The 13712-nt window shown below is 72.3% G+C and carries 12 protein-coding genes; 6 read left to right on the forward strand and 6 right to left on the reverse strand.

The features are described 5' to 3' along the window. The first annotated feature begins 52 nt into the window (after positions 1-52). From GA0115240_RS22415 to GA0115240_RS22420, 3 genes are all read left to right on the forward strand, one after another. Positions 53-1759: a glycerol-3-phosphate dehydrogenase/oxidase gene (locus GA0115240_RS22415; RefSeq protein ID WP_093738976.1), complete on the forward strand. Its 1707-nt coding sequence runs from the start codon at positions 53-55 to the stop codon at positions 1757-1759. A gap of 183 nt (positions 1760-1942) precedes the next feature. After that, positions 1943-2089 carry a hypothetical protein gene (locus tag GA0115240_RS37135; protein ID WP_161302378.1) on the forward strand — a complete coding sequence of 49 codons (147 nt, stop codon included), beginning with the start codon at positions 1943-1945 and terminating at the stop codon, positions 2087-2089. A 169-nt stretch (positions 2090-2258) separates the two neighbouring features. Next, entirely contained in the window at positions 2259-4478 is a 2220-nt protein-coding gene (locus GA0115240_RS22420) for an NADP-dependent isocitrate dehydrogenase (protein ID WP_093738978.1), read from the forward strand. Between the two features lie 88 nt (positions 4479-4566). Here the strand turns inward: GA0115240_RS22420 and GA0115240_RS22425 are convergent, their stop codons facing one another. The 5 genes from GA0115240_RS22425 to GA0115240_RS22445 all read right to left on the reverse strand — a co-directional run bounded on the left by GA0115240_RS22425 (position 4567) and on the right by GA0115240_RS22445 (position 8240). Next, on the reverse strand, positions 4567-5184 hold the full coding sequence (locus tag GA0115240_RS22425; protein WP_093738980.1) for a methylated-DNA--[protein]-cysteine S-methyltransferase: 618 nt from the start codon (positions 5182-5184) through the stop codon (positions 4567-4569). Further along, entirely contained in the window at positions 5181-5735 is a 555-nt protein-coding gene (locus tag GA0115240_RS22430; RefSeq protein WP_093738982.1) for an RNA polymerase sigma factor, read from the reverse strand. Before GA0115240_RS22430 ends, GA0115240_RS22425 begins: the two co-directional genes overlap by 4 nt. A gap of 44 nt (positions 5736-5779) precedes the next feature. Further along, positions 5780-6280, reverse strand: a complete 501-nt coding sequence (locus tag GA0115240_RS22435; protein ID WP_093738984.1) for a methylated-DNA--[protein]-cysteine S-methyltransferase — start codon at positions 6278-6280, stop codon at positions 5780-5782. Positions 6281-6393: 113 nt separating this feature from the next. Further along, the gene (locus GA0115240_RS22440; protein ID WP_093738986.1) at positions 6394-7209 is read right to left on the reverse strand and encodes a family 1 encapsulin nanocompartment shell protein; all 816 of its coding nucleotides are present in this window, start codon (positions 7207-7209) and stop codon (positions 6394-6396) included. Further along, positions 7206-8240: a Dyp-type peroxidase gene (locus tag GA0115240_RS22445; protein ID WP_346267970.1), complete on the reverse strand. Its 1035-nt coding sequence runs from the start codon at positions 8238-8240 to the stop codon at positions 7206-7208. The genes GA0115240_RS22440 and GA0115240_RS22445 overlap by 4 nt, the downstream gene beginning before the upstream one ends. 454 nt (positions 8241-8694) lie before the next feature. Between GA0115240_RS22445 and GA0115240_RS22450 the strand changes: the two genes are divergently transcribed. From GA0115240_RS22450 to GA0115240_RS22460, 3 genes are all read left to right on the forward strand, one after another. Beyond that, entirely contained in the window at positions 8695-10473 is a 1779-nt protein-coding gene (locus tag GA0115240_RS22450; protein ID WP_093738990.1) for an alpha-amylase family protein, read from the forward strand. Positions 10474-10505: 32 nt separating this feature from the next. After that, positions 10506-10916, forward strand: a complete 411-nt coding sequence (locus tag GA0115240_RS22455; RefSeq protein ID WP_093738992.1) for an ester cyclase — start codon at positions 10506-10508, stop codon at positions 10914-10916. Between the two features lie 87 nt (positions 10917-11003). Then, entirely contained in the window at positions 11004-12701 is a 1698-nt protein-coding gene (locus GA0115240_RS22460; protein WP_093738994.1) for an MFS transporter, read from the forward strand. A 35-nt stretch (positions 12702-12736) separates the two neighbouring features. Here the strand turns inward: GA0115240_RS22460 and GA0115240_RS22465 are convergent. Next, positions 12737-13712: hypothetical protein (locus GA0115240_RS22465; RefSeq protein WP_237555119.1), on the reverse strand; the 976-nt coding region annotated here is incomplete at its 5' end.

The following is a 13712-nucleotide window of genomic DNA, read 5'->3' on the forward strand; positions in this document are numbered from 1 at the left end:
ATCGTTCGCCACCACAAGCGCACCCGGTGGCATCTGGCAGCTGGAGGTACGGATGCGGGCAGCGACACTGGGCCCCCAGGCCCGTAAAGAGGCGCTCACGCGGATGGCGGAGCACGAACTCGACGTCCTGGTGGTGGGCGGCGGCGTTGTCGGCGCCGGGGCGGCGCTGGACGCCGCGACCAGAGGGCTCGCCACCGGCCTCGTCGAAGGCCAGGACTGGGCGGCCGGTACGTCCAGCCGCGCCACCAAGCTGATCCACGGCGGGCTGCGCTATCTGGAGATGCTCGACTTCGCCCTCGTCAGGGAGGCGATCAAGGAACGCGGCCTGCTGCACGAGCGCCTCGCCCCGCACCTGGTCAAGCCGGTCCCGATCCTCTACCCGCTGCAGCACCGCGGCTGGGAGCGGATCTACGTCGGCGCCGGCATCGCGCTCTACGACGGCATGGCGGTGACCTCGGGCCACAACGGGCTGCCGCTGCACCGGCACCTCTCGCGCCGCCACGCCCTGCGGCTCGCCCCGGGGCTGAAGAAGGAGGGGCTGGTCGGCGCGATCCAGTTCTACGACGCGCAGGTGGAAGACGCCCGCCTGGTCACCACCGTGATCAGGACCGCGGCCTCCTACGGCGCCCTCACCGCCAACCGGGCCCGGGTGGCCAGCTTCATCCGCGCCGACGGGCGCGTGGTGGGCGCGGTGGTGCACGACACCGAGGACGGCACCTCGTACGAGATCCACGCCCGCCGGGTGGTCAACGCCACCGGTGTGTGGACCGACGACATGCAGGGCCTGATCGAGGAGCACCCGCAGTTCAACATCAAGGCGTCCAAGGGCGTGCACCTCATGGTCCCCAAGGACCGGATCCGGTCCGACACCGGCATGATCCTGCGCACCGAGAAGAGCGTGCTGTTCGTGCTGCCCTGGGGCCGCCACTGGATCGTCGGGACCACCGACACCCCCTGGACCCTGGACAAGGCCGACCCCGCGGCCTCCCAGGCCGACATCGACTATGTGCTCGACCACGTGAACACCGTGCTGGCGAACCCGCTGACCAGGGAAGATGTCGAGAGCGTGTACGTGGGGCTGCGGCCGCTGATCGCGGCGACCTCGGCGGCCACGAGCAAGCTGTCCCGCGAGCACGCGGTGACCCAGCCGGCGCCGGGACTGGTCGTGGTGGCCGGCGGCAAGTTCACCACCTACCGCGTGATGGGGAAGGACGCCGTGGACGAAGCCGTCCGCGACTTCCCGGCCAAGGTGGCGCCGTCGTGCACCGAGAACGTGCCGCTGGCCGGCGCCGACGGCTACTACGCGCTGCTGAACACCCGCCAGCTGCTGGCGGACCGCAACGGCATCCACGTGGTGTGGGCCGAGCACCTGATCAACCGGTACGGGTCCCTGGTCGACGAGGTGCTCGCCCTGATCAGGGAGGACCGCGGCCTGGCCGAACCGCTGCGGGCGGCGAACGGCTACCTGCGCGCCGAAGTGGTCTACGCCGTGACCCACGAAGGCGCCCGCCACCTGGACGACGTGCTGGTGCGCCGCACCCGCATCTCGATCGAGACCTTCGACCGGGGCAAGAAGAGCGCCCGCGAGGCCGCCGAGCTGATGGCGCCGCTGCTCGGCTGGGACGAGACCGAGGCGGAGAAGGAGATCCAGACCTACGTGGACGGGGTGAACGCGGAGCTGGAAGCGGAGCGGCAGCCCGACGACGACAGCGCCGACGACGCCCGTACGCACGCCGCGGACATCGTGCCGATGCGCTGAGAGCCGGGAGCCCGAAGCCGGGGAGGCACGCCCGCCTGGACGGGCGTGCCTCCCCGCCCGCGGCCGGCATCCCGCGTCAGTCCGCCACCGGCGATCCTCCCGGCCGGGCCCTATCCATGACACCGTGCAGGTATGGACCTCCAAGCGTTGCCCCGGCGGTGTCACGAGAGTGAACTGGCCGGGTTGTCCCGCACGTGTCCCTACTGCAAGCGCACCGTCCACCCGGTGTCGGTCAAGGTCGAGACCACCGAGCCGCGTCCCGACCCCTTCTACACGCTCGACTGGTTCTGCCCCGACCGCGAGTGCACCGGGAAGACCCGCCTGAAGTGACACCGCGGGCCCCGCCGCGCCGCCGCCGGGCGGCGGGCAGCCCCGCGCGGGCGACATCGGGAGCCGGCAAGGCGGCATCGAACGATCGGATGCGGGCCGCTGTCGATCCAGGAGTGCTCACGGGATATCTTGATATCGAGCAATCTAGATACCTGGAGCGGAGCGACCGGTGGCTGACTCGACCATTATCTACACGCACACCGACGAGGCCCCGGCCTTGGCGACGTATTCCTTCCTGCCGGTGATCGAGGCCTACGCCTCCACGGCGGGGGTGAGTGTCGAGAGCCGGGACATCTCCTTGTCGGGACGGATCATCGCGGCCTTCCCCGAGCGTCTCGCCGAGGGACAGCGCATCGACGACGCGCTGGCCGAACTGGGCGAGCTGGCCAAGACGCCGGTGGCGAACATCATCAAGCTGCCGAACGTCTCGGCCTCCATCCCGCAGCTGAAGGCGGCCGTGGCGGAGCTGCAGCAGCAGGGCTACGCGCTGCCGGACTACCCGGACGACCCGAAGTCCGACGAGGACAAGGACGTACGCGCCCGGTACGACAAGATCAAGGGCAGCGCCGTCAACCCGGTGCTGCGCGAAGGCAACTCCGACCGCCGCGCCCCCGCCTCGGTGAAGAACTACGCCAAGGCGCACCCGCACCGGATGGGCGCCTGGTCCGCCGAGTCGAAGACGAACGTCGCGACCATGGGCGTGGACGACTTCCGCTCCACCGAGAAGTCCGCGGTGATCGCGGCCGACGACTCGCTGCGGATCGAGCTGCTCGGCGACGACGGCAGCACCACCGTGCTGCGCGCGTCCGTACCCGTGCTGGCCGGCGAGGTCGTGGACGCCTCGGTGCTGCGTGTCGCCGCCCTGCGCGAGTTCCTGACCGCGCAGATCGCCCGCGCCAAGGCCGAGGGCGTGCTGTTCTCGGTGCACCTGAAGGCCACCATGATGAAGGTCTCCGACCCGATCATCTTCGGCCATGTGGTGCGCGCCTTCTTCCCCGCGACCTTCGCCGAGCACGGCGCCACCCTCGCCGCCGCGGGCCTCACCCCGAACGACGGCCTCGGCGGCATCCTGAAGGGTCTGGACTCGCTCCCCGAGGGCGCGGCGATCAAGGCGTCCTTCGACGCCGAACTCGCCGCCGGCCCCGCGCTGGCCATGGTCGACTCCGACCGCGGCATCACCAACCTGCACGTCCCCAGCGATGTCATCGTCGACGCCTCCATGCCGGCCATGATCCGCACCTCCGGCCACATGTGGGGCCCGGACGGCCAGGAGGCCGACACCCTGGCGGTCATCCCGGACAGCTCCTACGCCGGCATCTACCAGGTCGTCATCGACGACTGCCGGGCGCACGGCGCCTACGACCCCGCCACCATGGGCTCGGTGCCGAACGTCGGCCTGATGGCGCAGGCCGCCGAGGAGTACGGCAGCCACGACAAGACCTTCGAGATCCCGGCCACCGGCACCGTCCGCGCGGTGAACGGCGCCGGTGAGGTGGTGCTGGAGCAGGCCGTCGGCGCCGGCGACGTGTTCCGCATGTGCCAGACCAAGGACGTGCCGATCCGCGACTGGGTCAAGCTGGCCGTCTCCCGCGCCCGCGCCACCGGCAACCCGGCGATCTTCTGGCTGGACGAGACCCGCGCCCACGACGCGGTGCTCATCGAGAAGGTCAACGCCTACCTGCCCGAGCACGACACCGACGGGCTGCAGATCGAGATCAAGGCGCCCGAGGACGCCATCGCCTTCTCGCTGGAGCGCATCCGGCGCGGCGAGGACACCATCTCGGTCACCGGCAACGTGCTGCGCGACTACCTGACCGATCTGTTCCCGATCCTGGAGCTGGGCACCAGCGCCAAGATGCTGTCCGTCGTCCCGCTGATCAGCGGCGGCGGCCTGTTCGAGACCGGCGCCGGCGGCTCCGCCCCCAAGCACGTGCAGCAGCTGGTCAAGGAGAACTACCTGCGCTGGGACAGCCTGGGCGAGTTCCTGGCCCTCGCGGTCAGCTTCGAGCACCTCGCGCAGAGCACCGGCAACGCCCGCGCCCAGATCCTCGCGGACACCCTGGACCGGGCCACCGGCACCTTCCTCAACGAGGACAAGTCGCCCAGCCGCCGCGTCGGCGGCATCGACAACCGCGGCAGCCACTTCTACCTGGCGCTGTACTGGGCGCAGGAGCTGGCCAGGCAGACCGAGGACACGCAGCTCGCCGCCGCGTTCGGGGCGCTGGCCGCGTCCCTCGCCGAGCAGGAGCAGACCATCGTCGCCGAGCTGATCGCGGTCCAGGGCCGGCCGGTCGACATCGGCGGCTACTACCGGCCCGACCCGGCCAAGGCGGAGGCCGTGATGCGGCCGTCGGCCACCTTCAACCAGGCGCTGGCGACGCTCGGCTGACGTTTCGCACCGTGCACCGGGCGGCGGGCGGGGACCGAGGGACGGTCCCCGCCCGCCGCCCGTTCGCGTGGCCGGGCCGAGCCGCTGCTCAGGCCGCCGCCTCCAGGCCGAGCAGCAGCTCCTTGGCCGCCGCGCCGCCGGCGTAGCGGCCGAGGGAGCCGTCGGAGCGGACGACCCGGTGGCACGGCACGACCAGCGGCAGCGGATTGGTGGCGCAGGCGGTGCCGACCGCGCGGACCGCCCGGGGACTGCCGGCGGCCACGGCGACCTGCGCGTAGCTCTCGGTGTGCCCGTAGCCGATCTCCGGCAGATGGGCCAGGACTTCACGCCGGAAGCCCTTCGACAGCCGCCAGTCCAGGGGCAGTTGGAACTGCTTGCGGTGTCCGGTGAAGTACGCGTCGATCTGCCGGGCCGCCTCGTCCAGCCGGCCCGGGGCGTTCAGCACCCGCGGGCTGATCAGGTCGGCGAGCTGCTGCAGCACCGCCTGATGGTCCTGTACGGCGAAGGCGACCCGGACCAGGCCCTGCTCGGTGGTGGCCAGCAGCAGTGCGCCGGCCGGGCTGTCCAGGGTGCGGTAGGCGACGTCGAGCACGCCTTCGCGCCGCGCGTCGAGGGCGAGACGCTCGCGCAGCCGGGCCATCGCCTCGGGGTCCTGCTCGGGCAGGCCGGCGAACAGGCGCCCGCTGCCGGGGTCGTCGGTGGTCATGGTCGTCCCCTCACTCCCGTCGGGTTGTCGTGCCCGGGATCGGTGTCGGTGGGCTCGGTGGGATCGGTCGGCTCGGTCGGGTGCCTCGGGTAGGTGCGGCGCAGGGTCCGCATGCCGTCCGCGGCCGCTCTGCGCGCCGCGTCGGTGCTGCCGCCGGTCAGGGCGGCGATGTCCTGGTAGGGCAGGCCGGCCAGATAGTGGTAGGCCACCGCGTGCCGCTGCCGGTCCGGCAGCTCCCGCAGTGCCCGCCACAGGTCCGGATCCCAGTCCTCGGGCCGGCCGGTGCGGCTCGGCACGTCCGGCGGCTCCCCGACCGGAACCGCGCGCCGCGCGGTGCTCCGGGTGGCGTCGATGGCCTTGCGGTGCGCGATGGTCACCAGCCATGCCTCGACGTTCGCGTCGGCCGGCAGCTCCGGATACGCCCGCAGCGCCGCCAGGAACGCCTCCGACCAGGCGTCCTCCGCGTCGTGCGGGCCCAGCACGGCCCTTACCACGCGCAGCACCATCGGGCCGTGGTCGGTCACGATCTGTTCGAAGGGTGGCTTGCTCACACCCGGTAAACGACGCGGGCGCCCGGAACGTGAGATCGCGGCGGTCAAAACAACCGGGCCGTGCGCTGCTCGGCCGGCTCCTCCAGGTCGAGCAGGAACCGCTTGCGGTCCAGCCCGCCGGCGTAACCGGTCAGCTTGCCGCCGGCTCCCACCACCCGGTGGCAGGGCACCAGCAGGCTGAGCGGATTGCGGCCCACCGCGGCGCCCACCGCCTGGGCCAGCGCGCGATCGCCCAGCTCGTCGGCCAGCTCGCCGTAGGTGCGCGTGCGGCCGTACGGGATCGCCGCGATCAGTTCCCACACCCGCTGCTCGAACGCGTCGCCCCGCACGGCCAGCGGCAGCTCGAAGGTCTGCCGCGCGCCGGCGAAGAACTCCGCCAGCTGCCGCCGCACCGCCTCGAAGCCGGTGTCGTCGCGCACACCGAAGTCGGCCGGCGCCGGCCGCCCGCGGTGCCGGTGGGCGAAGTACAGCCCGACCAGGCTCCCGTCCTCGGCGGTCACCACCAGCTCTCCGACCGGGGAGTCCACGACGGTGTACGTCCTCATGCCCTGCTCCCTTCCTGGCCGGCGGCCTCGTCCGGCCCACCGTCACGCTTCGAAGACGCGCGGGGGCCGGCGAACGTGAGACCGGTTCGGACGGGAATCCGGGGTGATCGGGGTCAGACGGGCGTGGCGGCGGGCCTGAGCGCGACCGCGGCCTCGGCGGTGTGCACCAGGAAGGTCAAGGACTCCTGGAAGTACAGCTCGACCGAGGTGGCGTCGTGCCCGAGGTAGCCGATCGAGACGTCCTGGCCGAGGCGCAGCTCGAAGTCGCCGCCGCGGGTGGCGAGCAGGAAGGCGCCGTCGATGGCCGGCGCCCAGATGATGTCGCCGACCAGCAGGCGGGCGAGGTGCTCGTGGATCGGGTAGCCGTGGTCGGAGGTCTCACTGACCGCGGTGTAGGCGTCCGCGCTGAGCGCCAGCGTGTAGGCGCCGTCGACACCGGCCAGGCGCAGCGCCGTGATGGCCCGGCTGATGACGTCGGGGTAGGACCGTACGTCGGCGGGCAGCGTCAGCTCGGGGTTGGACGAGGCGGCCCGGATCCCGGTGATGCCGGCCGCCGGGTAGCCCTCGAAGACCGCCCGGTCCTCGGCGAAGGCCAGCGCCCGGGCGGCGTCCTTGACCGGCTGCCAGTCGGCGTCCTGCGCGCCGCGCTCCACGTCGTCCACCTGGCCGCGGTCGATGGTGAAGGGCACCCGCAGCTCGACCACCGGCTGGGAGCGGCGGATCCGGGCGAGCACGCCGTCGGCCGGCGCGGGCGCCGAGGAGTCCAGGTGCCCGGTGCCGACCGCGGCCAGTTCCGGACCGGCCGGCTCGGGGACGTCGACGATGCGGCGGGCGGCGACATTGCGCTTGAAGGTACGCGTCGCCTCCGCCTCCAGGTCGGCCCAGGCGGCCGCGGAGACGGGGGCCAGTTCACGGTGCAGATTGTTCACGGGGTCGTGCTCCTGTTCAGGTTGCCGATGCCCAGGCTGCCGTCGGCCGGCCGGGGGAACGGGGAGGGCGCCGGGGCGGCCGCGGGCTCCGGCTCCGGGGCCGGCGGCGAGGTGGCGGTGGTGGCGGTCGCGGCCGGCAGTCCGGGCTGGTCCTCGAGGAAATCGGCGGAGGGCACGTAGAAGAGTGTGCCGGTGACCGCCGTGGAGAAGTCCAGTATCCGGTCGTGGCCGGCCGGCCCCGCCCCCAGGAACATGTTGCGCAGCATCCGCTCGGTGACGTCCGGGGTGCGGGCGTAACCGATGAAGTAGGTGCCGAACTCGCCGCGGCCCGGGCTGCCGAAGGGCATGTTGTCCCGCAGGATCTCCCGCTGGGTGCCGTCCGGGTCGACGACGGTGTTCAGCGCGACGTGCGAGGCGTCCTCGTCCAGCTCGATGTTGGTCGCCTTCGTCCGGCCGACGATCTTCTCCTGCGCCTCGACCGGCAGCCTGTTCCAGCCGTCCAGGTCGTGCAGGTACTTCTGCACGATCACATAGCTGCCGCCGGCGTGCGCCGCGTCCTCGTCGCCGATCAGGACGGCGTCGCTCGCACCGGTGCCCACCGGGTTCTCGGTGCCGTCCACGAAGCCCAGCAGGTCGCGCACGTCGAGGTACTTGAAGCCCCGCACCTCGTCCAGGACGCTGACCGCGCCGCGCAGCCGGTTCATGATCTCCGAGGCGAGCGCGAAGCACAGGTCGTGGCGGGTGGCGCGCACATGGAAGAGCAGGTCGCCTGGAGTGGCCGGCGCGTGGTGGCGGGCCCCGCGCAGCGGTACGAAGGGGTGCAGCTCGGCCGGGCGCGGATAGTCGAACAACCGGTCCCACGCGTCGGAGCCGACGCCGGCCACGCAGCTCAGCGAGGACCCGGGCGCGCCGAAGCCCAACGCCCGCACCAGCCCGGCCAGATCGGCCAGCAGATCGCGAACGGCCTGCTCCCCGCCGGGATCGACCGTCACGACCAGGAAGATCGCGTCGGTCGTCAGCGGACTGAGCACCGGCTGCGGTCGGGAGCCCGGAGCCGGCACGGGAGCGCCCCCGGCCCTGGTCTGCGACGGCGATGGCGATGGCGACGGTGACAGCGACGGCGTTGCCGACGGCGGTGGCGATGCGGACGTCAAACCGTTCTCCTGCTCTCTGCGCGGCGCCAGGGTGTGCGGACAGCACCAGGCGCACGGCGCGTTGCCCGCCGGTGATCACACCGACTCCCTCAGGACCCTACTGGCATCCGTACCCAGCGCGGTCACGGCCATGGGCGAGCGGCCGCGCCCGCGGCTGTGTCGTTCACCGCACCGCACTGCGCCGCCGCGTGCGCGCCGCGGGCCCGCCGGGAAAAGCCGGCCGCGGGCGGCATCATTTCGCCGCGGGCGGCCAAGCGGCCCCTATGAGACCTGCCGCCGTACCGCGCCCGCCCGCGCTCCGCCCGCCGCACCGCGCCCTCCGGGGGCGGTGATGGCCGAGCACTGGTACAAGCAGGCAGTGATCTACTGCGTCGAGGTCGACTCCTTCCAGGACTCCGACGGCGACGGCATCGGGGACCTGCGCGGACTCGCCGGCCGGCTGGACTACATAGCCCGGCTCGGGGCCACCTGCCTGTGGCTGAACCCGATCCACCCCTCGCCGCTCAAGGACGACGGCTACGACGTCACCGACTACTACGCCGTCGATCCGCGGCTCGGCACCCTCGGCGACTTCGCCGACCTGCTGCGGCTGGCCGCCGACCGCGGCCTGCGGGTGATCATGGACCTGGTGGTCAACCACACCTCCGACCAGCACCCGTGGTTCACCTCCGCCGTCTCCGATCCCGAATCGCCGTACCGCGACTGGTACGTCTGGTCCGACAAGGAACCCGACGACCGCCGCCAGGGCATGGTCTTCCCCGGCGAGCAGGACGAGACCTGGACGTACTCCCGCAAGGCGCGGGCCTGGTACTACCACCGGTTCTACGACTGCGAGCCCGACCTCGACATCGCCAACCCCCGGGTGCGGGAGGAGATCAAGCGCATCACCGGCTTCTGGGCGCAGCTCGGCGTGTCCGGGTTCCGGCTGGACGCGGCCCCCTTCGTCATCGAACTGACCCGGCCGGACGAGCCCGACCCGCCGGAGGACTGGAACTTCTTGACCGAACTGCGCGAGCACCTGTCGTGGATCAGGGGCGACGCGGTGATCCTGGCCGAGGCGAACGCCAAGCCCGCCCGGCTGCCGGAGTTCTTCGGCGACGCGGCCGGCTCGGGCGACCGGATGCACATGCTGTTCGACTTCCAGCTCAACGCGCGGCTGCTGCTCTCGCTGGCCCGGGGCGACGCGACACCGCTCAGGGACGTGCTGCGCGACAGCCCGAAGATACCCGGGTCCGCCCAGTGGGCGAGCTTCCTGCGCCTGCACGACGAGGCCGACCTCAGCCAGCTCGACGACCAGGAACGTGCGGACGTCTTCGCGGCCTTCGGGCCCGACCCCGACATGCAGCTCTACGGGCGGGGGATCCGCCGCCGGCTCGCCCCGATGCTCGGCGGCGACCAGGCCCGCCTCCGGCTCGCCTACGCGCTGCTGCTGGCCCTGCGCGGCACACCGGTCGTCCGCTACGGCGAGGAGATCGGCATGGGCGAGGATCTGCGCCTGCACGGGCGGGACGCCATCCGCACCCCGATGCAGTGGTCGGAGCACCGCGGCGGCGGCTTCAGCACCGCCCCCTCCCAGGCCAACGCCTCCCGGCTGATCCGGCAGGGGTCCTTCGGCTACAAGCACGTCAACGTCACCGACCAGCGCCGTGCCCCCGACTCGCTGCTGACCTTCCTCGAACACGCCATCCGGATGCGCCGCGAGTGCCCCGAAGTGGGCGAAGGCGGCGCCTCCTGCCTGCCCTTGACCGGCGGCGACCTGCCCGCCTGCGTCCTGGCCCACCGCGCCGACTCCCCGTCCGGTTCGGTGCTCTTCCTGCACAACCTCGCCGCCACACCGACCACCGTCACCCCTGGGCCCCCAGCCCGCCACCGGCCCCGACTTCGGCGAGGTCTTCGCCGACCAGCCCTACGACGCCCCGACCCCCGAGCTCACCGACCTCCCGCTGTCGCCCTACGGCTTTCGCTGGATCCGCCTGAACCGCCGTACGGGCTGATCGCGGGGATTCCGGTGGACCCGGCCGTCGGCATTGATGCGACCGGCGCGGCGAAAGGCGGTCACCACCGGGTATCCGTTTGTTCTCAGCGGGTTTTGGATACGGTCAGAATCTGATCGAATTCAGCGCCGACGGCAAGGGAATGCCCATGTCTCAAGAGATCAACCTGGCTGCTCAGACCGCTTTCGGCGAAGCCGTGGCAAGGGGTGATCTCGATGCCTTCGCGGAGGTCGTGGCGCTCGACTCGGTCGACCACGACCCCGCTCCGGTGCAGGGGCCCGGGCCGGAGGGGTACAAGGCGATGTTCGCCGAGATGCGCACCGCCTTTCCCGATCTGCGGGTCGAGGTCGATCATCTGGTGGCGACGGACGACGAATTGGCTTTCGCCTACACCATCAAAGGCACCCATCTCGGTGAACTGAGCGGTCATGCCCCCACCGGCCGGCCGGTGAGCTACCGGGGAATGCAGATCAGCCGGTTCGTGGACGGGAAAATCGTCGAGCGGTGGGGGAGCAGCGACGAATTGGGGATGATGCGGCAGCTCGGTCTCGTCGACTGACAGCCACTCCGCCGCTCCGCCGCCACGCGCCGGGGCCGCCGCGTCCCCCGGAGTCCAGCACCTGCCGGCCCAGGCCGTGAGGACACGATGATCAGACGGCCGAGGGCGGGGGCGGGCGGGCGCTCGCCCGAGGAGCGCTACCGGTGGGTGGCGCTGGCGAACACCACCGCCGCGGTGTTCATGGCACAACTCGACGGCTCCATTGTGATCATCGCGCTGCCGGCCATCTTCCGGGGCATCCGCCTCGATCCGCTGGCGCCCGGCAACATCGGCTACCTGCTGTGGATGATCATGGGATACCGGCTGGTCCAGGCCGTCCTGGTGGTGACCGTGGGCCGGCTCGGCGACATGTTCGGCCGGGTCCGCATCTACAACGCCGGCTTCGCGGTGTTCACCGTGGCCTCCGTCCTGCTGTCCTTCGACCCGCTGCACGGCGGCCGCGGCGCCCTGTGGCTGATCGGCTGGCGGCTGCTGCAGGCCGTCGGCGGATCGATGCTCACCGCCAACTCGGCCGCCATCTTGACCGACGCCTTCCCGGTCGAGCGGCGCGGATTCGCCCTCGGCATCAACCAGGTCGCCGGTCTGTCCGGCCAGTTCATCGGCCTGGTCGCGGGCGGCCTGCTGGCCACCGTCGACTGGCGGGCGGTGTTCTGGGTGAATGTGCCCGTCGGCCTGTTCGGCACCTGGTGGGCGTACCGCAAACTCCGCGAGACCGGCGAGCACCGCGGCGGGCGCATCGACTGGTGGGGCAACATCACCTTCGCGGTCGGACTGAGCGCGGTCCTGATCGCCGTCACCGACGCGCTCCAGCCCTACCGGGGCCACACCATGGGCTGGACGAACCCTGCGGTGTTCCTGCTGGCCGGCGGCGGCGTGCTGCTCCTGGTGGCGTTCGTCCTGATCGAGAACCGGATCGCGGCGCCGATGATCCAGCTCGACCTGTTCCGGATCAGGGCCTTCACCGCCGGGAACGTGGCCGGCTTCGCGGTGTCCGTCGCCCGCGGCGGCCTGCAGTTCGTGCTCATCATCTGGCTGCAGGGGATCTGGCTGCCGCTGCACGGCTACGACTTCAGCCGGACACCGCTGTGGGCGGGCATCTTCCTGCTCCCGCTGACCGTCGGCTTCCTCGTCTCCGGCCCGGTGGCCGGCACCCTGTCCGACCGGTTCGGCGCGCGCGGTTTCGCCTCGGCCGGCATGGTCGTCTTCGGCGGCAGCTTCATCGGTCTGACCCTGCTGCCGGTCGACTTCCCCTACTGGGCCTTCGCGCTGATCATCACCGCGAACGGGATCGGCAGCGGCATGTTCGGCGCGCCCAACTCCTCCTCGATCATGAGCAGCGTGCCCGCCGACCAGCGCGGTGTGGCGTCGGGCATGCGCTCGACGTTCCAGAACGCCGGCACCGCGCTGTCCATCGGGGCCTTCATCTCGCTGATGGTGGCCGGGCTGTCGACCACCTTGCCGTCGGTGCTCGCCGACGGGCTGGAGGAGCAGGGCGTGCCGCACGGCGTCGCCCAGCACGTCTCCACCCTGCCGCCGGTGTCCTCGCTGTTCTCGGCGGTCCTGGGGGTGAACCCGATCCAGCACCTGCTGGCGCCCAGCGGCGCGCTGGCCTCCCTGCCAGCCGGGGCCCGGCAGACCGTCATCGGGCGGAAGTTCTTCCCCGACCTGCTGTCCGGACCGTTCCACCACGGCCTGGTGCTGGTGTTCTCGGTGGCCGCCGGCCTGTCCGCGCTGGCCGGCATCGCGTCCCTGCTGCGCGGCCCGCGCGCGGTCGGGGGCCGCTGAGCCGGGAATCGGGTGCGGGGGGCCGGGGTACCGGCTCAGCCGGTGAAGCCGATGTGCACGTGGTCGTGGTGGGTGTCGTCCGAGAAGAACTGCTGGGGGGTCGCGCCGCCCGACAGCTGGATCGGTCCGCCCACGTTGTACGAGCCCGCCGCCGCTGCCGCCCGCATGAAGGCGGTGATCAAGGCGCGGGAGGTCGCCGGATCGACGACCGGGTGCCCGTTGACGCGCCACACGTCGAAGGCCCGGCCCCGGGGGTGGTCGCTGGGACGGTCGGTGCCGAAGACGTCCAGCGGATGCCCCGACCGGACGACGCTGACCGAGATCCGATAGGTGCCGGCCAGCCGGGTCATCGCCCGCAGCACGCTGCTGTGCACGGCGCCGCTGCGGATGTCGGCGGCCGCGTCGGGCGGCAGCTGGATGCGCGGGTCGCCGAGCACCGCCCGCGCCGGGGCGCCGAGCGGGGCGGCGGGGCCGGGCTTGGCGGGGTGCAGCGCGGTGACGCCCCAGCCGGCCGGGCTACGGGTGAGCCGCACGTCGACGGTGGTCCCGCCCTGGTGGACCGTCCCGCCGCTCCTCGTTGCCTGGGAGCAGACGACCAGGACACTCGCCGTATCGGGCAGGATGCCGCCGTACTGCGCGTCGATCACCCGGACGACCGCCGCGTCCGCGGGCGGCGTCAGCGATCCGGTCTCCGCCGCCAGTTCGGCGGCCAGCCGGGCCGGGATCCCCAGCGCGGCCGCGCGGGCGGCGGCGTGGCGCGGGTCGGCCTGTCCGGCCTGCCAGGTCCCGAAGGCCTCCACCAGCCGGACGGCGGCGAGTTTGGCGGCGGGCTGGATCTCACCGCGACCGGGGAGCCACCGCACCGGCGCGGGCAGCGCGGTGGGCGAGCCGGCCGCGGCCGGCGCATGGGCGGGCGAGGTGCCGTCGGGGGAGGCACTGCCGGGCGAGGGGGCCCGCGTGCCGTGCTCCGCAGCGTTCGAGCACCCGGTGGCGGCGGCGCACCAGCCGGCT

It is taken from the genome of Streptomyces sp. DvalAA-14 (assembly GCF_900091855.1).
GTDB lineage: Bacteria > Actinomycetota > Actinomycetes > Streptomycetales > Streptomycetaceae > Actinacidiphila.